The organism is Kitasatospora sp. NPDC048286 (assembly GCF_043201735.1).
Classification (GTDB): Bacteria; Actinomycetota; Actinomycetes; order Streptomycetales; family Streptomycetaceae; genus Kitasatospora.
In genome coordinates this window covers 290,897-310,676 of the sequence record NZ_JBICZE010000001.1, presented here as the reverse complement: position 1 = coordinate 310,676, position 19,780 = coordinate 290,897, and the positions used below count along the sequence as shown (strand labels likewise).

Annotated in this window: 19 protein-coding genes; 14 read left to right on the top strand and 5 right to left on the bottom strand. The window is 73.2% G+C overall.

From position 1 onward, the window contains the following. Positions 1-51 precede the first annotated feature (51 nt). Together ACGF13_RS01475 and ACGF13_RS01470 are read left to right on the top strand one after the other, a co-directional pair. Positions 52-879, top strand: coding sequence for a TetR/AcrR family transcriptional regulator (locus tag ACGF13_RS01475; RefSeq protein WP_392867609.1), 828 nt, complete (start codon positions 52-54; stop codon positions 877-879). After that, positions 876-1,253 (top strand): VOC family protein, encoded by a 378-nt coding sequence (locus tag ACGF13_RS01470; RefSeq protein ID WP_392867606.1) that lies wholly within the window; start codon positions 876-878, stop codon positions 1,251-1,253. Before ACGF13_RS01475 ends, ACGF13_RS01470 begins: the two co-directional genes overlap by 4 nt. 39 nt (positions 1,254-1,292) lie before the next feature. Here ACGF13_RS01470 and ACGF13_RS01465 read toward each other — a convergent pair whose 3' ends face one another. Continuing rightward, on the bottom strand, positions 1,293-2,012 hold the full coding sequence (locus tag ACGF13_RS01465) for an MOSC domain-containing protein (RefSeq protein ID WP_392867603.1): 720 nt from the start codon (positions 2,010-2,012) through the stop codon (positions 1,293-1,295). A 67-nt stretch (positions 2,013-2,079) separates the two neighbouring features. Beyond that, positions 2,080-2,823 carry a cyclase family protein gene (locus ACGF13_RS01460; protein ID WP_392867600.1) on the bottom strand — a complete coding sequence of 248 codons (744 nt, stop codon included), beginning with the start codon at positions 2,821-2,823 and terminating at the stop codon, positions 2,080-2,082. 115 nt (positions 2,824-2,938) lie between these two features. Between ACGF13_RS01460 and ACGF13_RS01455 the strand changes: the two genes are divergently transcribed. The 6 genes from ACGF13_RS01455 (at position 2,939) to ACGF13_RS01430 (ending at position 8,857) form a co-directional block, all read left to right on the top strand. Continuing rightward, positions 2,939-3,613 (top strand): UbiX family flavin prenyltransferase, encoded by a 675-nt coding sequence (locus tag ACGF13_RS01455; RefSeq protein WP_392867597.1) that lies wholly within the window; start codon positions 2,939-2,941, stop codon positions 3,611-3,613. Positions 3,614-3,732: 119 nt separating this feature from the next. Beyond that, complete coding sequence (locus ACGF13_RS01450; RefSeq protein ID WP_030055719.1) at positions 3,733-4,191, top strand: Lrp/AsnC family transcriptional regulator; 459 nt, start codon at positions 3,733-3,735, stop codon at positions 4,189-4,191. Between the two features lie 3 nt (positions 4,192-4,194). Further along, positions 4,195-5,157, top strand: coding sequence for a threonine/serine dehydratase (locus ACGF13_RS01445; protein WP_392867594.1), 963 nt, complete (start codon positions 4,195-4,197; stop codon positions 5,155-5,157). Positions 5,158-5,209: 52 nt separating this feature from the next. Further along, on the top strand, positions 5,210-6,373 hold the full coding sequence (gene mqnE / locus ACGF13_RS01440; RefSeq protein WP_392867592.1) for an aminofutalosine synthase MqnE: 1,164 nt from the start codon (positions 5,210-5,212) through the stop codon (positions 6,371-6,373). Positions 6,374-6,500: 127 nt separating this feature from the next. Beyond that, complete coding sequence (locus ACGF13_RS01435) at positions 6,501-7,787, top strand: L,D-transpeptidase family protein (RefSeq protein ID WP_392867589.1); 1,287 nt, start codon at positions 6,501-6,503, stop codon at positions 7,785-7,787. A 122-nt stretch (positions 7,788-7,909) separates the two neighbouring features. After that, the gene (locus ACGF13_RS01430; RefSeq protein ID WP_392867586.1) at positions 7,910-8,857 is read left to right on the top strand and encodes a beta-ketoacyl-ACP synthase III; all 948 of its coding nucleotides are present in this window, start codon (positions 7,910-7,912) and stop codon (positions 8,855-8,857) included. Positions 8,858-9,085: 228 nt separating this feature from the next. Here ACGF13_RS01430 and ACGF13_RS01425 read toward each other — a convergent pair whose 3' ends face one another. Then, positions 9,086-9,733 carry a TetR family transcriptional regulator gene (locus ACGF13_RS01425; protein WP_049651546.1) on the bottom strand — a complete coding sequence of 216 codons (648 nt, stop codon included), beginning with the start codon at positions 9,731-9,733 and terminating at the stop codon, positions 9,086-9,088. Positions 9,734-10,182: 449 nt separating this feature from the next. Here ACGF13_RS01425 and ACGF13_RS01420 point away from each other — a divergent pair, with 449 nt between their 5' ends. Beyond that, positions 10,183-12,555, top strand: a complete 2,373-nt coding sequence (locus ACGF13_RS01420) for a PQQ-binding-like beta-propeller repeat protein (protein ID WP_392867583.1) — start codon at positions 10,183-10,185, stop codon at positions 12,553-12,555. Positions 12,556-12,596: 41 nt separating this feature from the next. On the opposite strand, the gene galE is transcribed toward ACGF13_RS01420, so the two are convergent. Further along, positions 12,597-13,583, bottom strand: coding sequence for a UDP-glucose 4-epimerase GalE (gene galE, locus ACGF13_RS01415; protein WP_392867581.1), 987 nt, complete (start codon positions 13,581-13,583; stop codon positions 12,597-12,599). Positions 13,584-13,759: 176 nt separating this feature from the next. Between galE and ACGF13_RS01410 the strand changes: the two genes are divergently transcribed. Beyond that, positions 13,760-14,911, top strand: coding sequence for a S1C family serine protease (locus ACGF13_RS01410; protein ID WP_392867578.1), 1,152 nt, complete (start codon positions 13,760-13,762; stop codon positions 14,909-14,911). A 135-nt stretch (positions 14,912-15,046) separates the two neighbouring features. Here ACGF13_RS01410 and ACGF13_RS01405 read toward each other — a convergent pair whose 3' ends face one another. Next, positions 15,047-16,216: a sensor histidine kinase gene (locus tag ACGF13_RS01405; RefSeq protein WP_392868753.1), complete on the bottom strand. Its 1,170-nt coding sequence runs from the start codon at positions 16,214-16,216 to the stop codon at positions 15,047-15,049. Positions 16,217-16,555: 339 nt separating this feature from the next. Between ACGF13_RS01405 and ACGF13_RS01400 the strand changes: the two genes are divergently transcribed. The 4 genes from ACGF13_RS01400 to nuoH are packed head-to-tail and all read left to right on the top strand — an operon-like array spanning position 16,556 to position 19,708. After that, positions 16,556-16,972, top strand: coding sequence for an NADH-quinone oxidoreductase subunit A (locus tag ACGF13_RS01400; RefSeq protein WP_392867575.1), 417 nt, complete (start codon positions 16,556-16,558; stop codon positions 16,970-16,972). Beyond that, positions 16,963-17,646, top strand: a complete 684-nt coding sequence (locus ACGF13_RS01395; RefSeq protein ID WP_392867573.1) for an NADH-quinone oxidoreductase subunit B — start codon at positions 16,963-16,965, stop codon at positions 17,644-17,646. Before ACGF13_RS01400 ends, ACGF13_RS01395 begins: the two co-directional genes overlap by 10 nt. After that, complete coding sequence (locus ACGF13_RS01390) at positions 17,643-18,752, top strand: NADH-quinone oxidoreductase subunit C (protein WP_392867571.1); 1,110 nt, start codon at positions 17,643-17,645, stop codon at positions 18,750-18,752. Before ACGF13_RS01395 ends, ACGF13_RS01390 begins: the two co-directional genes overlap by 4 nt. Beyond that, positions 18,749-19,708, top strand: a complete 960-nt coding sequence (nuoH, locus tag ACGF13_RS01385; protein WP_392867568.1) for an NADH-quinone oxidoreductase subunit NuoH — start codon at positions 18,749-18,751, stop codon at positions 19,706-19,708. Before ACGF13_RS01390 ends, nuoH begins: the two co-directional genes overlap by 4 nt. Positions 19,709-19,780 lie beyond the last annotated feature (72 nt).

Below are 19,780 nucleotides of genomic sequence, written 5' to 3'. Positions count from 1 at the left end.
TATATAGAATCTCTGGAACCGTCCCAGGTGTCAAGTAGTACGATGCCTCACATGAAGGAGCTGGTGGCGGCCGCCCTCACGGCGGCGAAGGAACGGGGCCAGGACGTCGCCGACGTCCCGCTGACGGCGATCGCCGCGACGGCCGGGATCTCCCGCAGCACGCTGCTGCGCAGGCTCGGCGGCTCCCGGGCGGCGCTGGACGAGGCGGTCCGGGAGTCGGGGACCGATCCGGGCGGGCGGCCGCCGGTGCGCGAGCGCGCGATCGAGGCGGCGGCGCTGCTGGTCGCCGAGCGCGGCCTGGCCGGGGTCACCCTGGACGCGGTGGCGGACCGGGCCGACTGCTCGCTGCCCAGCCTCCACACCGTCTTCGAGGGCCGCGACGGCCTGCTCGCCGCCGTCTTCGAGCGGCACTCCGCGCTGCCCGACCTGGAAGCCCTCGCCGCGGACCCGCCGGAGGACCTGGAGGGTACCGTCCGGGCGCTGCACGCCGTCTTCGCCGCCGCCTTCACGCACCAGCCGCGGATCGTCCCGGCGGTCTTCGCCGACCTGCTCGGACGGCCGGACGGCCCCGCCGCCCGGGTGATGGCCGCCAACCTGCCGCGGCTGCTCGCCGGCCTCGACCGGCTGCTGCAGCCGCACGTCCGGGCCGGCCGACTGAGGCCGCTGCCCACTGCGGTGCTGGTCCAGCTGCTGCTCGGCCCGCTGCTCAACCACGTCCTGATCCGGCCGGTGCTGGAGCCCCTGCCGGGCGCCGGGCTGCCCTCGACGGACGAGACCGTCGAGATCTTCGTCGGCGCCTACCTGCGCGCGGTCGCCCTCCCGGAGGCGGGAGCGGCAGAATCCGGGGGCGACGGCAACGCGCCCCGAGGAGGACCGTGATCGGCAGACTGCAGTGCCTGGTGCTCGACTGCCCGGACCCGGCGGTGCTGGCCCGCTTCTACGCCGGTGTGCTCGGCGGTGAGGTGGACCGCCCGGACCGGCGCTGGGAGCTGGACCGGGACTGGTCCACGCTGCACCTCGACGACGGCTCGGTGCTCTGCTTCCAGCGCGCCGCCGACCACCGGCCGCCGCGCTGGGGCGACCCCGAGCACCCCCAGCAGGCGCACCTGGACGTCGACGTGGCGGACCTCGACGCCGCCGAGCGGCAGGTGCTCGCCCTCGGCGCCGTCCGGCTGCACGACGCCGGCGGGTGGCGGGTCTACGCCGACCCGGCCGGGCACTTCCTCTGCCTGGTCCGCTCCCCTCGGGGCTGACTCCGGAAGGGGACGCGACGACGGGTCGGCCGGCGCCCGTCAGCCCATCAGGAGCAGCCGGTCGCCGACCCGCAGGCGGCCCGGGGCGGCGACCTCGGCGAGGGCGTCGAGCAGGCCGTCGTGGGCGTGCACGACGGCCTTGAGGATCTCCGGCGCGTGCGGCAGCCCGGGCTGCGGGGCGCCGGTCATCGCGCAGCGCTCGCTGGACGCGACGAAGGAGAGCCGGGCGCTGCCGGGGGCCTCGCCGGAGGCCTGGCGGCCGAGCCAGGCGTCCTCGACGAACGGCGGGGTGCCGGGTGGGGTGCGCAGCACGATGTTGGGGCGGAACCGGCGCTCGTCGATCACGGCGAACGGGACGGCCTCGCGGACCCAGTCCAGGGTGGCGGTGCTGAGCACGCTGACCGGCAGCCGGTCGAAGTGGGAGACGGCGTCCTCGCGGGCGAGTTCGACGTCCTCGCGCTGGAGGTAGGCGCGCAGGAAGGCGTTCGGACGGTCGACCGGGCGGCCGAGCGGGTCGAACAGTTCGGGTCCGTCGATCCGGTGGCCAAGCCGGGCGGAGAGGCGGAGCAGTCCGTCCATCCGGCGGAAGCGGCGGGTGTTCTTGCCCGAGCCGAGCTTGCCGGCCGCGTCGCGGACGGCGTAGAGGCGGTCGCCGGCCAGGCCGCGCTCGTCCACCTCGACGGAGTCGAGCCGCTCGCCGCCGGCGGATTTCACGGGGTAGCGCCAGAGTCGCTCGATCACTCCGATGATCTCAGCCATGGCCGGACAGCGTACTGGCGTTGACGGGGGATGGTCTAGACCAAGTACCGCAAGGGTTACCGCCCGGTCAGCCCAGCCGGGCCACCGCCCGCACCGGCGCGCCGTCCGCCGCGACCAGCCGCAGCGGGAACAGCGAGACCTCCACCGGCAGACCGGCCTCCTGGGCGGCCAGCAGCGGCCGCAGGTCGGTCAGGTTCTCGGCGATCACCCCGCCGCCGGACGCCCCCAGCAGCACCCGGTGCGCGGCGAGCGAGGGCTCGTCGGCGGTGCCGTGGTCGTGCTCGTCGGTGAGGTCGGCGAGCAGGGCGGCCACCGCGGGATCGCCCGGGCCCGGGTCGGGGGTCGGGTCGACGCTGAGCGCGTCCACCCCGACCGTCCGCACCCCGGCGGCGACGATCGCCTCGGCGGCGGCCGGGGTCAGGCTCGGGTGGGCGAGGTAGGTGTCGGTGCCCCAGTGCCGGGCCCAGCCGGTGGCCAGCAGCAGGACGGTGCCCTCGGCGGCCCGCTCCAGCGCGGGCGCCAGCAGCTCGGGGGTGACGGCCGTCCGGGGCTCCAGCCCGCGCAGGTCGGCGACCACGGCCGGGCCGGTGAACCGCTCCAGCGGCAGCCCGTCCAGGGTCGGCCAGGTGACGTCCACGTGGTACGGCGCGTCCACGTGCGTCCCGGACTGCGAGCCGAGGTGCAGGGCCAGCACGTTCACCCCGGCGGTGGCCGTGGTGAGCGCGGGCTCCAGCAGGACGGCCGGATCGCCGGGGTAGACCGGCATCGCGGTGGTCACCTGATGGGTGAGGTCGACGAGGGTCGCTGCCATGCGCCCATCCTCCCAGCCCCCGTCCACCCCGTGGACCCCCCCGGTTCCCGGCGCCACCCGGCCCGCCGCGAGGGCCCTGGTGAGCGGAGCGGACGGAGCCGGATAGAAATGCCCCATGGGAACTGCGAAACGTCAGCCGTGGGTGGTCGGGGTCTCGGGGGCGTCGGGAACGCCGTACGCGGCCTCGGTGATCCGCGCGCTGCTGGCCGCCGGCGAGGCGGTGGACCTGATCGTCAGCCGCGCCGCCCGGCTCACCATCCTGGACGAGACCGGCATCTCCTTCCGGGACGCCCACTGGCGCGCCGACCTCGCCGCCTGGCTCGGGAGCGACCGGGGGCTGGACGACGTCCGCTACTGGCCCGCCGGGGACTTCGCGGCCGGCCCGTCCAGCGGCTCGTACCCGGCCAAGGGCATGCTCGTGGTGCCCGCGACCACCGGCGCGGTGGCCGGGATCGCGCTCGGCCTGAGCAAGGACCTGCTGCAGCGCGTCGCCAGCGTCACCCTCAAGGAGCGCCGCCCGCTCGTCGTCTGCGTGCGCGAGACACCACTCAACGGGGTGACGTTGAAGCACTTGGTGGAGCTCGACGCACAGGGGGCGGTCGTGCTGCCCGCCGCACCCGGTTTCTACGCCGGCGGCTCCACCGTGCGCGAACTCGTGGATTTCGTGGCCGGACGGGTGCTGGACGCCGTCGACGTGCCGCATTCCCTGTACCTGCGCTGGGAAGGGGAGTTGGGGGCGGCCGCCCGCAAGACGGCCGACGGCGAGGGCGCTGCGGCTGAGGGGGAGTAAGGAGACCGAGGGCGGGAGAGTATCTTCTCTGCGATATCCGGGTCGTTCGGCGCGAGGCGCCTTTGAATCCGGATAATGATCTGTGGGTCTGGAGAGGTTCGGAAGGACGCGGACGGTATATGGACACGGTGGACAGACAGCTCATCCAGGCGCTCCGGGAGAACGGCCGCGCGTCCTACGCCGAGTTGGGCCGCCTGGTCGGGCTCTCCGGCCCGAGCGTCACGGACCGGATCAACCGCCTGGAGCAGGCCGGGGTCATCACCGGCTACCGGGCGACGGTCAACCCGGCCTCGCTCGGCTTCGGTGTCACGGCCCTGATCGGCCTTCAACTCACCGACGCGGCGGACCACGAGGACGTCGCGTTCCGGCTGAAGGACCTCAACGAGGTCGAGGACTGCTGGTTCATCGCCGGCGACGACTCCTACATGCTCAAGGTCAGGGTGGCCGACGTGGCCGGCCTGGAGTCGGTGGTCAAGCGGATCTCGGGCACGAAGGGCGTGGCCAGAACCCGCACCACCGTCGTACTCTCCACGAAGTGGGAGAACCGGGTGAGTGAACTTCCTCCTGTAGGAGAGTGACGCATGGCACTGGTCGGACTGGAGGAGCTGCGTGCGGCTCGGCAGCGGATCGCGGGGGTCGCCGTGCGCACCCCGCTGGTTCCCGCCCCCTGGGCGGCCGAGGGGGAGCGGCGGCTCTGGCTGAAGCCCGAGAACCTCCAGCCGACCGGGGCCTTCAAGACCCGCGGCGCCTACAACCGGCTCGCCGCGCTCACCGAGGACGAGCGTGCCCGGGGCGTGGTCGCCCAGTCCAGCGGCAACCACGCGCAGGCGGTGGCGTACGCGGCCCGGACGCTCGGCATCAAGGCCGTGATCGTGATGCCGGACACCTCGCCCGCGGTGAAGGTCGAGGCCACTCGCTCGTTCGGCGCCGAGGTGATCCTGGTCGCGCCGCAGGAGCGGGACACCCTGCCCGCCGAGTTGGCCGAGCGGCACGGCTACGTCTGGGTCCCCCCGTACGACGACCCGTTCATCATCGCGGGGCAGGGCACGGTCGGCCTGGAGATCGCCGAGGACGCCCCCGCCGAGCTGGACACCGTCCTGGTGCCGGTCAGCGGCGGCGGCCTGATCGGCGGCACGGCGGCCGCGCTCAAGCTCACCCGCCCCGGCATCCGGGTGATCGGCGTGGAGCCCGAGCTGGCCGCCGACGCCCGGGCCAGCCTGCGGGCCGGCCGCCTGGTCGAGTGGCCGGTCGCCGACACCTACCGGACCATCGCGGACGGGCTGCGCACCCCGTCGCTCGGCGTGCTGCCGTTCGAGCACGTCACCGCCTACGTGGACGACATCGTCACCGTCACCGAGGACGAGATCCGCGCCACCGTGGCCGTGCTGGCCCGCCGCGGCCGGCTGGTCGCCGAGCCCTCCGGGGCGGTCGCCCCGGCCGCCTACTTCCACCGCGCCGCCGAGACCGGGGGCCAGGTGGTGGCGGCCGTGGTCAGCGGCGGCAACGTCGACCCGACACTGCTCGCCGAACTGCTCCGGGCATAGGCGTAACCTCGTTCCGGCAAGGAACCGAATGTCGGAGGAGGCGGGGCACCGCATGGACGCAGGGCTCAAGCGCGAGCTGGAGGCGAAGGTCTACGCGGGTGAGCGGCTGACCCGCGAGGACGGGATCGCGCTCTACGAGAGCGACGACCTGGCCTGGCTGGGCGGGCTGGCCCACCACGTGCGGACGCGGAAGAACGGCGACGTCGTCCACTTCAACGTCAACCGCCACCTCAACATGACCAACGTGTGCAACGCGTCCTGCGCGTACTGCTCGTTCCAGCGCAAGCCGGGCGAGAAGGACGCGTACACGATGCGCATCGAGGAGGCCGTCCGCCTCGCCAAGGCGATGGAGAGCGAGTCCCTCACCGAGCTGCACATCGTGAACGGCCTGCACCCGACCCTGCCGTGGCGCTACTACCCGCGCTCGCTGCGGGAGCTGAAGGCGGCACTGCCGAACGTCTCGCTGAAGGCCTTCACCGCCACCGAGATCCACTGGTTCGAGAAGATCAGCGGCCTGTCCGCCGACGAGATCATGGACGAGCTGATCGACGCCGGCCTGGAGTCGCTGACCGGCGGCGGCGCGGAGATCTTCGACTGGGAGGTCCGCCAGCACATCGTCGACCACGACACCCACTGGGAGGACTGGTCGCGGATCCACCGCCTCGCGCACAGCAAGGGCCTCAAGACGCCCGCCACCATGCTGTACGGCCACATCGAGGAGCCCCGCCACCGGGTGGACCACGTGCTGCGGCTGCGCGAGCTCCAGGACGAGACCGGCGGCTTCCAGGTCTTCATCCCGCTGCGCTACCAGCACGACTTCCACGACTCCAAGGACGGCGTCGTGCGCAACAGGCTGATGGCCCGTACCGAGATGGCCACCGGCGCCGAGGCGCTGAAGACCTTCGCGGTGTCCCGGCTGCTCTTCGACAACGTCCCGCACGTCAAGGTCTTCTGGGTGATGCACGGCGTCACCACCGCCCAGCTGGCGCTCAGCCACGGCGCGGACGACATGGACGGCTCGGTGGTCGAGTACAAGATCACCCACGACGCGGACAACTTCGGCACGCCGAACAAGCTCGGCCGTGACGACCTGCTCGGGCTGATCCGCGACGCCGGCTTCCGCCCGGTGGAGCGCAACACCCGCTACGAGGTCATCCGCGAGTACGACGGCCCGGACCCGATGCGCCGTGAGTCCCCGCAGGCGATGCGCCTCTGACCCGCCCCACCCGCGCGGATCCACCCGCCGCCCCGGCCGATCGAAGGCCGGGGCGGCGGTTGTCTTCACGGCCTCCGCACGGGGCCCGGGTTTACCAACGGGTACGGCGTTTGGCAGGATCGAAGGCATGTCCGGTTCTGATCGTGCCACCGCGTACCCGCCGCACCAGCCGTCGCAGGAGCCGGTCGACCTGATGCCACACCAGCAGTACGAGGGCTTCCAGCCGTACCAGCAGCCGGTCCGGCAGGAGGACCACGGCCGGTACCAGCCGTACGGCCAGGCGTCCGACGGGTACTACGAGACGTACGACCAGCCGTACCCGCAGTACCAGCCGTACCAGCTCGAGCCCGTCGCCGAGCCGCTCTCCGAGTCCGTGTACTACGAGGCGGAGCCCGCTGCCGCGCCCGTCCACCAGGAGCCCGTTCACCACGAGCCCGTCGCCTACGAGCCCGTCCACCACGAGCCCGTCGCCTACGAGCCGCTCGCCTACGAGCCCGAGCCCGTCGTGCTCGCCGCCGCGCCCGTCGCGCCCGCGCCGGGTGCCCGGGCGGCCGCCCGGGGACGGCGGCGCAAGGCCAAGCAGAAACGTCACGGCAAGGCCATGATGGCCGGCACCGCGCTGCTGGTCGCCGCCACCGCCGGCTGGTACGCCGTCGGCCAGGACGACGCCAAGCCCGGCATCGCCGCCGCCGACGGCCCGGGACCGGAGGGCGTCAGCAAGCCCGACCAGCCCGCCCCGGCCCCCGCGGCCGTCCAGGCCGCCTCCGACCGGCAGGCCGCCGCCCCGGCCGCGGACCGCAGCCAGACCCGCGCGGACGGCTCGGTCGCCGCGATACCCGGCCTCGGCGCGACCTTCACCGCGAAGATCCCCGCCGAGACCACCCAGGTCGTGGTCGCCTCCGGCCAGGACAAGAACACCGACAAGAACACCGTCACCCTCTGGACCCGCACCCCCGAGGGCCGCTGGCTGGCCGGCGAGACCTGGCAGGGCCACAACGGCAAGAACGGCTGGACCGCCGACCACAACGAGGGCGACCTGCGCAGCCCGATCGGAGTCTTCGGCCTCACCGACGCGGGCGGCCGCAAGGCGGACCCGGGCAGCAAGATCCCGTACGACAAGGACCCGAGCTTCGTGGTCTCCGGCACGGGCTTCTTCGGCGACCAGCTGGAGGGCTCCTTCGACTACGTGGTCGCGATCAACTACAACCGCGTCGCCGGCAAGTCCCCGCTCGACCCGCGCCGCCCGATGGGCCCCAAGAAGGGCGGCGGCATCTGGCTCCACGTGGACCACGACGGCCCGACCCACGGCTGCGTGTCGATCCCCGAGGACAAGATGGCCCAGTTGATCCGCACCCTGGACCCGGCGGCCCACCCGGTCATCGTGATGGGCGACGCACCCACTCTGGCCGCCTGACCTCGGAGTACGCGGAACCCGGGCGCCGCAAGGGCCCTTGTCGACCTCCTACAGATCGAGAGGGCGGATCCTGTCACCGGTCATGCCCCGCTGACCAGCGGGTAACCCGGTTCCATGGCAGTATGAGCGGTTCGCGCATTGTGGCACTCGGCCACTACCAGCCCCCCAAGGTCCTCACCAACGACGACCTGGCGGCGCTGGTCGACACGGACGACGAGTGGATCCGCACCCGCGTGGGCATCCGCACCCGGCACGTCGCCGAGGACGAGACCCTGGTCGACCTCGCCACCGAGGCCGCCCAGAAGGCGCTCGCCAACAGCGGCCGGACGGCGGCGGAGATCGACCTCGTCGTGGTCGCCACCTGCACCGCGATCGAGCGCAGCCCCAACACCGCCGCGGCCGTCGCCGCCCGGCTGGGCGTGCGCTCGCCCGCCGCGTACGACATCAACACGGTCTGCTCCGGCTTCTCGTACGCCCTGGCCACCGCCGACCACGCGATCCGGGCCGGCGCGGCCCGCCGCGCCGTGGTGATCGGCGCCGAGCGGATGTCCGACACCCTCGACTGGACCGACCGCTCCACCTGCGTGATCTTCGGCGACGGCGCGGGCGCCGCGGTGGTCGAGGCCCAGGAGGACGGTGCCGAGCCCGGCATCGGGCCGGTGGTCTGGGGCTCGGAGCCGGAGCGGGGCGACGCCGTGGTGATCACCGGCTGGGACCCGGTGATCAGCCAGCAGGGCCAGTCGGTCTTCCGCTGGGCCACCACGCAGCTCGCCCCGCTGGCCCGCCAGGCCTGCGAGCGGGCCGGGATCGCCCCGTCCGAGCTGAAGGGCTTCGTCCCGCACCAGGCCAACCTGCGGATCATCGACGCGATCGCCGGCAAGCTGGGCCTCGGCGAGGACGCGGTGGTGGCCCGGGACGTGGTCCACTCCGGCAACACCTCGGCCGCCTCGATCCCGCTCGCCTTCTCCAAGCTGGTCGAGCGTGGCGAGCTCTCGCCCGGCGACCCGGTCCTGCTCTTCGGCTTCGGCGGCGGCCTGGCCTACGCCGGCCAGGTGGTGCGCTGCCCCTGACGCCATGGCCCCGGGCGGCCCCGTGAGGCCGCCCGGAGGCGCCGCGGCGCCGTCCGGACCCGAACACGCCGTGGGCGGGCACCCTGTCGAGGGTGCCCGCCCACCGGCATGTCTGGCGCGCGTGCGGTACGTCGGCGGACCTCCCCCGAGGACACGGCCGTCGTCCGCCGTACCCCGGACAGGAGGCCGGGGCTGCGCGCGGAGCGGATGGTGGATCGGAGGACGGTCCTACTTGGGCGCCTTCTTGCCGGTGACGCCCAGGTACACCAGGGGAGCGAGGTTGGGCTTGAGATCCTTGACCTTGACGCCCCAGGAGGTGAAGGCCTTCTGGTGCTCGGCCGCCGAGGCGAGCAGCGAGACCAGGGCCCCGGCCACGGCGTTCGGGTCGAGCGACTTGTCGGCCTGGCCCTTCGCCTGGAGTTCCCTGACGGCCTCGGCGAGTGGCTTGGCGACCGCGTTGAGGACCGTCATGCGGATCTTGAAGAACCGCTTGTCCCCTTCGGCGGCACCGAGCGTGACCACTCGGAGAATGGCGTCGTTCTTGCGCCAGAAGGCGAGGAATCCGTCGACCAGTTCTTCCGAAGTGGTCGGTCCGGACTTCCCTGCCCAGGACTTTCCGGCCACGAGCTCTTTGAGCTGGTCGGCGTCCTTGGCCATTTCCTCGGCGATTTCGAGGACAGCGCCCTCGACATCCGGGAAGTACTGGTAGAAGGTCGCGGGGGAGGTACCCGCCATACGGGCGACGTCGATGACCTTGACGTCCCGATAGGGCGACGTGCTGAGCATCTCGCGGAGGCAATCGAGCAGCTTCTGCCGCGTCTCCTGTCCGCGTCGCCCGGCGACGCGACCGTCGACGGTGCGAACTTGTCCTGTCATGCCGTCAGCTTACCGTGGCAAGATCTTGGCGCGATTCGGTGATGCGACTATTACTCCGCACGGGGGGTCGGTTATAGCGTCATGAACCGCTTCGGACGGATATTCACCGGGCCTCGAAGCCCCTCTTGAAGCCCCCCCGTGTGCTTTTGACCTCACAGCGTGACGGCGAGTCCGCTGAGGGGTGGTCGGGTGACAGAGCGTGACGATGGCCGAGGATCGCGGTGTCGTCCGGAAGTGGACGGTCCGCGGCTCCGCGCGCAAGCCGCCCCGGAGCGGGCGTCAGGATCCGGCCGTTCCGTCCTCGCTGGTCAGGGGCCTGTCCGGGGCGCCGTCCGGGCCCGAACGGCGCGTTCCGGCGGGTGGGGGAGGTTGGATATGCGTGGGGCGGCATTGGAGAATCGGGTCCGGCACCACGCGGCGGGTGCGGACAACGGGGAGGTGGCAGCGGAGTGGACCAGCTGACGGCGCACGATCCGAGGCGGATCGGGCCCTTCGAGGTGCTGGGGCGGCTCGGCGCGGGTGGGATGGGGCTGGTCTACCTGGCGCGTTCCGCGTCGGGGCGGCGGGTCGCCATCAAGACCGTGCGGGGTGAGCTGGCCGAGGACGAGCTGTTCCGGGTCCGCTTCGCCCGTGAGATCGAGGCGGCCAAGACGGTCGGCGGCTTCTACACCGCGGCCGTGGTGGACGCCGACGCGGACGCCCGGGTGCCCTGGCTGGCCACCGCGTACATCCCGGCCCCCTCGCTGGAGGACCTGGTCGAGGAGTGCGGCCCGCTGCCGGTGGAGGCCACCCGCTGGCTGGTCGCCGGCATCGCGGAGGCCCTCCAGTCCATCCACGCGGCCGGGCTGATCCACCGCGACCTCAAGCCCTCCAACGTCCTGGTGGTCGAGGACGGCCCGAAGGTGATCGACTTCGGCATCGCCGCCGGCGTGTCCAGCACCCGGCTCACCATGACCAACGTCGCGGTCGGCACGCCCGCCTACATGTCCCCCGAGCAGGCCAGGGACAGCCGGACCGTCCGGGGCGCCAGCGACGTCTTCTCGCTGGGCTCGCTGATGGTCTTCTGCGCCACCGGGCACCCGCCCTTCCGGGGCACCAACCCGGTCGAGACGGTGTTCCAGCTGCTGCGCGAGGAGCCGGACCTGACCGGCATGCCGCCCGAGCTGATGGACCTGGTCCGCGCGTGCATGCAGCAGGCCCCCGAGCGCCGGCCCACGCCGGCGCAGATCCAGACCGAGCTGGCCCCGCACCTCTTCTCCCGGGACGACGCCTCCGGCGAGGCCGGGGACTGGCTGCCGGTCGACGCGCTGGAGCTGATCGAGCGCAAGCGGGGCCGCCGCCCGGCCGCCCCGCCGCCGCGCCCGCCGGCCGCGCCGCCCCAGCCGCCCCCGCACCCGCAGGTGCCGCCCCCGCACGTCCCGCCGCAGCACCCGGCACCGGCCGACCCGCGCACCAACCCGGGCGGGCGGCACGCGCAGCCGCCGGCCGGGCCGGTGCACAGCCCGCCGCGGCCGGGCCAGGCCTCCGAGGCCGAGATCCCGACCGCGAAGGTCGCCTACCCGAACCGGCACCGGGCGCCGACCGGCGGCTCCGTCGAGGTGCAGCTGTCCGGCGCCTCGGTGCGGATAGGTCCGGGGCCCCGGGCCGAGTACGAGCAGCCGGGCCCGAACACCGCCCCGGCCACGACGGACTGGGTCCGCCGGGCCCCCACCCCGCCGCCCCCGCCGGTCGCCCGCTGGCGTCCCTGGCGGTTCCGGATGTCCAACGACGTCTGGGGCACCCCGGTGGTCGCCGACGGCACGCTCTTCGTCTCCAGCTTCGAGGTGCACGCGCTGGACATCGCCTCCGGCGAGCGCCGCTACAAGACCCGGGACGTCGCCTGGGCGCTCGCGGTGGACGCCGGTCGGGTGCACGCCGCGGACGGCCCGCACCTGTACACGGTGGACGCCGCGGACGGCACCGAGCGCTGGCGCACCTCGCTGGACGGCTGGGTGTACTCGCTCTCCGCCGCCGAGGGCGTGCTCTGCTGCGGGATCAGGGGCGGCGGCGTCCAGCTCCGCTCGGCCGCCAACGGCGCCGAGCTGTGGCGCGCCGACGACGCCCAGCAGGACTACGAGAACCCCCAGTCGGGACCGGTCCTGGTGGGCGGCGCCGCCTACTACTACGGCGGCGGTCGGCTGCGCTGCGTCGACCCGCGGGGCGCGGGCCTGCGCTGGTCCTTCCAGGTCGGCGAGGACGTGCCCTCGCACCCGGTCGAGCGCGGCGGCGTGCTGTACGTGTCGGCCGGCACCCGGGTGTACGCGCTGGACGCGGCCAGCGGGGCCGAGCGCTGGCGCTTCGAGGCCCCGGTGGTGCTGTTCACCCCGCCCGCCCTGGACGCCGACGCGGTCTACGTGGCCGACTACCTGGGCACGGTCTACGCGCTGGACGCGGCCACCGGCCTGGACCGCTGGCGCGGGGTCACCGGCCGCCGCCAGGGCGCCGACCCGGTGGTGGTCTCGGACGGCATGGTGCTGGTCGGCAACGGCGAGGTGCTGTACGCCTTCGAGGCGGCCACCGGCCGTGAGCGCTGGCGCTACACCGCCCGCGGCGAGATCGTCGGCTCCCCGGCGGTGGCCGACGGCCTGGTCCACCTGGGCAGCCGGGACCACTCGCTGCACACCCTGGACCTGGCGAGCGGTCAGCTGCGCTGGGAGCTCGGCACCAAGGGCGAGCTCACCGGCTCGCCGGTGGCGGTCGGCGGCCGGGTCTTCGTCGGCTCCAAGGACCGCTGCGTGTACGCGCTGGACGCCTTCTACGGCACGGCGGTGCCCGCCCGCTGAAGCGCGGGGCGGACACCGCCGGTCGGCCGGGTCGGGCCGGATCAGGCCTTGCGGGCCCCGGGGTGGCGGCTGCACCAGCCGTCCCACGCGGAGGAGACCATCTCCGTCACGTCGTGACGGGCGGTCCAGCCCAGCTCGCGGTGGATCAGGTCGGCGGAGGCCACCACCCGGGCCGGGTCGCCGGGGCGGCGCGGGGTCACCTCGGCGGCGGTGTCGTAGCCGGTGACCTTGCCGATCACCGCCAGCATCTCCTTGACGCTGACGCCCTCGCCGCGGCCGATGTTCAGCACCAGGGAGGTCGCGCCGGCCGGGTCGGCGGCCATCCGCTTGGCGGCCGCCACGTGCGCCGAGGCGATGTCGGAGACGTGGATGAAGTCGCGGACGCAGGTGCCGTCCGGGGTCCGGTAGTCGTCGCCGAAGATCCGCGGGGCCTCGCCGGCGGTGAGCCGCTCGAAGACCATCGGGATCAGGTTGAACACCCCGGCGTCGGAGAGCTCGGGGGAGGCGGCGCCGGCCACGTTGAAGTAGCGCAGGGCCACGGTGGACATGCCGTGGGCCTTGCCGGCCGCGGCGACCAGCCACTCGCCGGCCAGCTTGGTCTCGCCGTACGGGCTCATCGGGGCGCAGGGCGTGGACTCGGTGACCAGGTCGACGTCCGGCATGCCGTAGACCGCGGCGGAGGAGGAGAAGAGGAAACGCTTCACCCCGCCCTCGGCGGCGGCCTCCAGGACGGTCTGGAGGCCGATCATGTTCTCGCGGTAGTACAGGAACGGCTGCTCGACGGACTCGCCGACCTGCTTCTTGGCGGCGAAGTGCAGGATGCCCTCGACGCCGTGCTCGCGGATCGCGGCGTCCAGGGCGGCGCGGTCCAGGGTGGAGCCCTCGATCAGGGGGACGCCGGCCGGGAGCCGGGAGGCGTCGCCGGTGCTGAGGTCGTCCAGGACCGCGACGCGCTCCCCGGCGTCGAGCAGCTGTCGGACGACGTGTCCGCCGATGTATCCGGCACCGCCGGTGATCAACCAAGTCATGGCCCGAATCCTAGGCGCTCGGATTCGATCGCCACGTTCGGGCGAGTCGGGGCAACAAAGCGGACAAAACGGTGAAAAGCTGACAAGGATTTCCGTGCGTTCATGACTGCGCCCGCTCGGCGCGGTGACGAATCGGAGGCAGCCAGGTGCGCCGTCACAAGGAACACGCCAGCCCCGTGCCCGCCGGACCGCGGTCGATCGGGCCGTGGGCGCGGGGCCGGCGGCTGCCGGGGGTCGTCGCGGTGGCGCTGGTGGCCGTGCTGGCGCCGGCCGGGTGCAGCAGCGGCTCGTCCTCCTCGTCCACCCTCGCCGCCACCGCCTCGCCCCCGGCCACCGCCTCGCCCCCGGCCACCGGCTCCCCGCAGACCGCCTCGACGAACGGCGGGATCCAGTTGCAGGAGGCCTACCAGGCGGTGATCGCCAACGTGCTGCCCTCCGTGGTGCAGATCACCACCGGCGACAGCCTCGGGTCCGGGATCGTCTACGACGACAAGGGCGACATCGTCACCAACGCCCACGTGGTCGGCACCGCGACCGGCTTCACGGTGACCCTCGCCAACAGCACCACGGCGCTGGACGCCGGCCTGGTCGCCAGCTACCCCGACTCCGACCTCGCGGTGATCCGGCTGAAGAACCCGCCGAGCGGTCTCAAACCGGCCAGCTTCGGCGATTCGAGCAAGGTCCAGATCGGCCAGATCACCCTCGCCATGGGCAGCCCGCTGGGCCTGTCCAGCAGCGTCACCCAGGGCATCGTCTCGGCCATCGGGCGGACCGTCTCCGAGCCGCAGGGGCCGGGGTCGCCAGGCTCCACGATCAGCAACATGGTGCAGACCTCGGCGGCGATCAACCCGGGCAACAGCGGCGGCGCGCTGGCCGACCTGGACAGCAAGGTGATCGGGATCAACACGCTCGCCGCGACCGAGCCGCAGACCAACGGCGCGGCCGCCCCCGGCATCGGCTTCGCCATCCCGGCGAGCACCATCACCAACATCGCCGACCAGCTGATCAAGCAGGGCAAGGTCACCAACTCCGGCCGGGCCGCGCTCGGCATCACCGCCCGGACCAGCTTCAACCAGCAGTTCCAGCCCACCGGCGCGGTCATCGTGGCGGTCACCCCGGGCGGCGCGGCCGCCTCGGCGGGGCTCCAGGTCGGGGACGTCATCACCAAGATCGGCGACACCCAGGTGGACTCGCTGAACGCGCTCACCACCGCGCTCGCCGCGCTCAGCCCGGGCAGCAAGACCACCGTCACGTACATCCGGAACGGCGAGACCAGGACCGCCGACGTCACCCTCGGCGAACTGGCACCCGCCCAGACCTCGCCCTGAGCCCCGGTGCGGGGACGCCGGGCCGCACGCCGCGCAAGGGTTCAGCGGGCCGGGTGCCGTACCGGACCGGCGCCGGGACCCCGTCTCTGCCACGACGGGGTCCCGGCGCCTTGCCGTGTTCCGGGGGAGGGGCGGTCAGCGGCGGGCGGTGCGGGTGCGCCAGGGGAGCTCGACGGTGGCGGTGGTCGGCCCGCCCTCCGGGCTCTCCACCAGGAAGACCCCGTCCACCGCGCGGATCCGCTCGGCCAGTCCTGCCAGTCCGCTGCCCGGGTAGGGGGCCGCGCCGCCCTTGCCGTCGTCCTGGACCAGCACCATCAGCTGGTCGTCCGAGCGCCAGACCTCGACCGAGGCGGAGCGGGCGCCGGCGTGCTTGGAGACGTTGGTCAGCAGCTCGCTGACGGTGAAGTAGGCGATGCCCTCGACCGCCGAGTCCGGGCGCTCGGGCTGCCCGTCCGCGCCGGTCAGGTCGACGTTCACCCGGACCCCGCCGGGGACGGTGCAGCGGGCGGCGACCGAGGACAGCGCGGCGTCCAGGCCGCGGTCGGTGAGCACCGCCGGGTGGATGCCGCGGGCCAGGTCGCGCAGCTCCTGGAGGGCCAGCTTCACCTCGCCGTGGGCGTTGTCGACCATCCTGGTGGCGGCCGCCATGTCGTCCTCGCTCTCCACCTCGCGCAGCCGCTCCTTGGCCATGCCGAGGTCCATCGCCAGCGCGACCAGCCGGGCCTGGGCGCCGTCGTGCAGGTCGCGCTCGATCCGGCGCAGGTCGGCGGCGGCGGTGTCGACCACGGTGCCGCGGTCGTCCTCCAGCTCGCGCACCCGCTCGGCCAGGGCGCCCGGGAAGAGCAGCGACTCGATCAGGATGCGGTCGACCGCCGCCAGCCCGCGGACCACCCAGGGCAGCACCGGCCAGAGCGCGATCACCGAGACCAGGGTCAGCGCGAAGCTGAGCACGCCCCACGGCAGCATCAGCACGTTGTAGAGCGCCGAGCGCCAGTTCAGCAGGTCGGTGAGCTGGGCGATGGTGTAACCGACCATCCCCGGGCGGCGCGGCTTCACCGGCTCCGGCTCGTCGATCCCGGAGCCGTACGCCACCCGGGCCCGCTGCCGGCCCAACGCGCCCAGGGAGCGGGAGACGGCCAGGCCGCCGGCCAGCAGCGGCAGGCCGATCACGGTGATCGACAGCCCCAGGCCGACCGACAGGGTGGTCACCGCCAGCACGAAGCCGAAGATGCCGAGCGGCAGGTTCAGCAGCAGCCGGCCGACCTGGTGCCACATCCTCGTGCCGTACAGCGGCGGGCGCTCCATCCGAGCGTCCTGCTCCTTGATGGCGTCCACGGCGCGGTGCAGCGGCTTCATCCGGATCTACCGTCCCTCTTCGTCGTGCGGGTGGACCAAGCTTCCCGAACGCCGGGCGGCGGAGGCCATGGGGGTGATACATCTTCCCGGCCGGGGGTTAACCCCACCCCGGGCGGGGGTGCCGGAGGTCCGCCGGGGTGTCCAGCGGTCGTCTTGCCAAGCGGGCAGGGTTCGGGCGGAGCGCGGCGGTCCCCTTAGACTCACGCTTTGGCCATGGTTGGGTCCGTGAGAGCAAACGTCGTAGAACTGTCCTGAGGGCGGATTCACGGCCGAGGTGGAGGCGAAGGCATGGAGGGGAAGCACGCGGCTGCCGTCGCGGCCGACCCGGCGGTCGGCAGCGGCTACTTCGACGCGTACGCCGCGATGGGCCTGCTGGCCGTCGTCGGGGTGCTCTTCGTCGCCGTGGCGTTCACCGCCAACCGGCTGCTGCGACCCGTGGTGTACTCGCCCGAGAAGCTCCTCGCCTACGAGTGCGGGGTGGACCCGGTGGGCGAGGACTGGGCGCACACCCAGATCCGCTACTACGTGTACGCCTTCCTGTACGTGATCTTCGCGGTGGACGCGATCTACCTGTTCCCCTGGGCGACGGTCTTCGCCTCCGCCGGGTACGGCGCCGGAACGCTGATCGAGATGTTCCTGTTCATCGGCTTCCTCGCGGTCGGGCTGCTGTACGCCTGGAAGAAGGGTGTTCTGGAATGGACGTGACGCACTCCCACTCCCACGGCGGCGCGCAGGGCGGTCCCGTCCCGCTCGGTCTGCCGGACCCGGCGCGCCCCGGCGCCGTCGAGCGCCGCGGCATAGGCCCGCTGGCCCGGCTCGCGCCGGACCCGGTCAAGGTGGTGCTCAACTGGGGGCGCCGCTACAGCCTCTGGTGCTTCAACTTCGGGCTGGCCTGCTGCGCGATCGAGTTCATCGCCGCGTCCATGGCCAAGCACGACTTCATCCGGATGGGTGTCATCCCGTTTGCACCCGGCCCCCGTCAGGCTGATCTGATGATCGTCTCCGGGACCGTCACCGACAAGATGGCGCCCGCCGTCAAGCGCCTCTACGAGCAGATGCCCGAGCCGAAGTACGTCATCTCCTTCGGCGCCTGCTCCAACTCCGGCGGCCCCTACTGGGACTCGTACTCGGTCACCAAGGGCGTGGACCAGATCATCCCGGTGGACGTCTACGTGCCCGGCTGCCCGCCGCGGCCGGAGGCGCTGCTCCAGGGCATCCTCAAGCTCCAGGAGAAGATCGCCGCCGAGTCCCTGCCGGACCGCTACACCACGCCCGCGGCGGCGCTGCGCCGCCCGCTGGTGGCCGGGCCGCAGGCCGGTTCCGGGGCCGGCACTCCGACCGCGGGCGCCGGCCCTTCGACCGAGGGAGGGGCCTCGTGACTTCCGCCGAGCAGTACGCGGCGTCGGTCGGGGAGTGGGCGACCGGCGCCGAGGCGTACGGGCTGACCACCGTCGACGTCCCGGCCGAGCACTGGATCGAGGCGCTCACCAACGCCCGCGACGTCCTGGGCCTGGGCTTCTTCGACTGGCTGAGCGCCGTCGACGAGCTCGCCGACGGCTTCTGCGTGGTCGCGCACCTGGCCGCCGTCGAGGCTCCTGGCGTGCGGCACCTCGCGCTGCGCACCCGGCTGCCGCGCGACGGGGCGGCGCTGCCGACCGCCGTCGGGGTGTACGCGGGTGCCGCCTGGCACGAGCGCGAGACCCACGAGATGTTCGGCATCGACTTCCCAGGGCACCCCCACCTGGTCACCCTGCTGCTGCCGGACGGCTTCGAGGGGCACCCGCTGCGCAAGGAGTTCGTGCTCGCGGCCCGGGTCGCCAAGGACTGGCCGGGCGCCAAGGAGCCGGGCGAGTCCGACCACGGCGGCGGGCCGGCCCGGCGCAAGATGCAGCCGGCCGGTGTGCCGGACCCGAACGAGTGGGGGCCGCTCAAGGGCACCCTGCCGCCGGTCGCCGAGCGGCCCGCGCGCGGTGCGCGGGCGGCGGGTGCGGCGGCGCGGACGCCCCGGGCGGCCGCGGGTGCCGGTGCTGCCGGTGCCGCTGCCGGTGCTGCCGGTGCCGCCGCCGAGGGCGCCCCGCCGGTGCGGGCGGACCGGCCGCGGCGGACCAGGTCGGTGTCGGAGGGGTCGGCGAGCCAGGCGGCCGCCGAGGCCCCTGCGGCGGTTCCGGCCGAGGGCGCCCCGCCGGTGCGGGCGGACCGGCCGCGGCGGACCAGGTCGGTGTCCGAGGGATCGGCCAGCCAGGCGGCGGGCCAGGGGACCGACCAGCCGGCCGCCGAGCCGACGGCCGAGCCCGCGGCTCCGGTACGGCCCCGGTCCTCCGACGCGCCCCGGTCCGCGGACGCGCCCTGGCACAACCCGGTGCCCGCCCACGACGAGAAGCCTTCGGACGGGAAGCCGTCCGAGGAGAAGCCGTCGGGCGAGCAGGCCGGGCAGCAGGACGAGACCTCGGCCGGAGCGGCCGACCAGGACGGAGACGGCGCGTGAACCTGCTCGACACGGTGCTGCGCTGCGTCGCCACCCTCGTCGTCTTCCTGGTCTTCCCGCTGGTGATCGGCCAGACCGAGCACAAGGTCATGGCGCACATGCAGGGCCGGCTCGGCCCGATGTACGCGGGCGGCTTCCACGGCTGGGCGCAGCTCGTCGCCGACGGCGTGAAGTTCGCGCAGAAGGAGGACATCGTCCCGGCCGGGGCGGACCGCCGGATCTTCCAGCTGGCTCCCGCCGTCTCGCTGCTGCCGTACCTCTTCGTGCTGCTGGCGATCCCGGTCGGCCCGAACGGCTTCGTCGGCCAGGCGGTCGACGCCGGCCTGTTCTTCGTGCTGGCCGTGATGGGCGTCGGCGTGATCGGCAAGCTGATGGCCGGCTGGGCCTCGGCGAACAAGTTCTCGCTGCTCGGCGCGCTGCGCACGGCCGCCCAGCTGATGTCGTACGAGCTGCCGATGGTGCTGGCGGCGGCCTCGGTGGCGATGGCCGCCGGCACGCTGTCGCTGCCCGGGATCGTGGACGCCTGGGAGTGGTACTGGCTGCCCTGGCAGATCATCGGCGCGTTCGTCTTCTTCACGGCCGGTCTGGCCGAACTCCAGCGGCCGCCGTTCGACATGCCGATCGCCGACTCGGAGATCATCTTCGGCGCGTACACCGAGTACACCGGCCTGCGGTTCGCCCTGTTCCTGCTGTCCGAGTACGTGGGCATCCTGGTGGTGTCCGCGCTGACCGCGGTGCTCTTCCTGGGCGGCTGGCACGGACCGCTGCCGGACCAGCTCGGCTGGCTCTGGATGATCCTCAAGACCTTCGCGCTGGCCTTCGTGGTCATCTGGCTGCGGGTCACCTACCCGCGTCTGCGCGAGGACCAGCTGATGCGCTTCGCGTGGACGGTGCTGATCCCGCTCGCGCTGGTCCAGCTGGCCCTCACCGGCATCATCAAGGTGGCGATCTCATGAGCGAGCGAAGCGAGCGAATCATCGTAAGGTGCGTATGGGCGAATGCCCCTGCCGAGCGTAGCGAGGTGGGCG

Excerpts from the sequence above, each read along its gene's own strand:
- ACGF13_RS01425 (WP_049651546.1), bottom strand. The coding sequence starts at position 9,733 with ATGACAGGACAAGTTCGCACCGTCGACGGTCGCGTCGCCGGGCGACGC.
- ACGF13_RS01465 (WP_392867603.1), bottom strand. The coding sequence starts at position 2,012 with ATGGCTGAGATCATCGGAGTGATCGAGCGACTCTGGCGCTACCCCGTG.
- galE (WP_392867581.1), bottom strand. The coding sequence starts at position 13,583 with ATGACTTGGTTGATCACCGGCGGTGCCGGATACATCGGCGGACACGTC.
- ACGF13_RS01450 (WP_030055719.1), top strand. The coding sequence starts at position 3,733 with ATGGACACGGTGGACAGACAGCTCATCCAGGCGCTCCGGGAGAACGGC.
- ACGF13_RS01445 (WP_392867594.1), top strand. The coding sequence starts at position 4,195 with ATGGCACTGGTCGGACTGGAGGAGCTGCGTGCGGCTCGGCAGCGGATC.
- ACGF13_RS01395 (WP_392867573.1), top strand. The coding sequence starts at position 16,963 with ATGGACGTGACGCACTCCCACTCCCACGGCGGCGCGCAGGGCGGTCCC.
- mqnE (WP_392867592.1), top strand. The coding sequence starts at position 5,210 with ATGGACGCAGGGCTCAAGCGCGAGCTGGAGGCGAAGGTCTACGCGGGT.
- ACGF13_RS01400 (WP_392867575.1), top strand. The coding sequence starts at position 16,556 with ATGGAGGGGAAGCACGCGGCTGCCGTCGCGGCCGACCCGGCGGTCGGC.
- ACGF13_RS01435 (WP_392867589.1), top strand. The coding sequence starts at position 6,501 with ATGTCCGGTTCTGATCGTGCCACCGCGTACCCGCCGCACCAGCCGTCG.
- ACGF13_RS01455 (WP_392867597.1), top strand. The coding sequence starts at position 2,939 with ATGGGAACTGCGAAACGTCAGCCGTGGGTGGTCGGGGTCTCGGGGGCG.
- ACGF13_RS01460 (WP_392867600.1), bottom strand. The coding sequence starts at position 2,823 with ATGGCAGCGACCCTCGTCGACCTCACCCATCAGGTGACCACCGCGATG.
- ACGF13_RS01405 (WP_392868753.1), bottom strand. The coding sequence starts at position 16,216 with ATGGAGCGCCCGCCGCTGTACGGCACGAGGATGTGGCACCAGGTCGGC.
- ACGF13_RS01430 (WP_392867586.1), top strand. The coding sequence starts at position 7,910 with ATGAGCGGTTCGCGCATTGTGGCACTCGGCCACTACCAGCCCCCCAAG.
- ACGF13_RS01475 (WP_392867609.1), top strand. The coding sequence starts at position 52 with ATGAAGGAGCTGGTGGCGGCCGCCCTCACGGCGGCGAAGGAACGGGGC.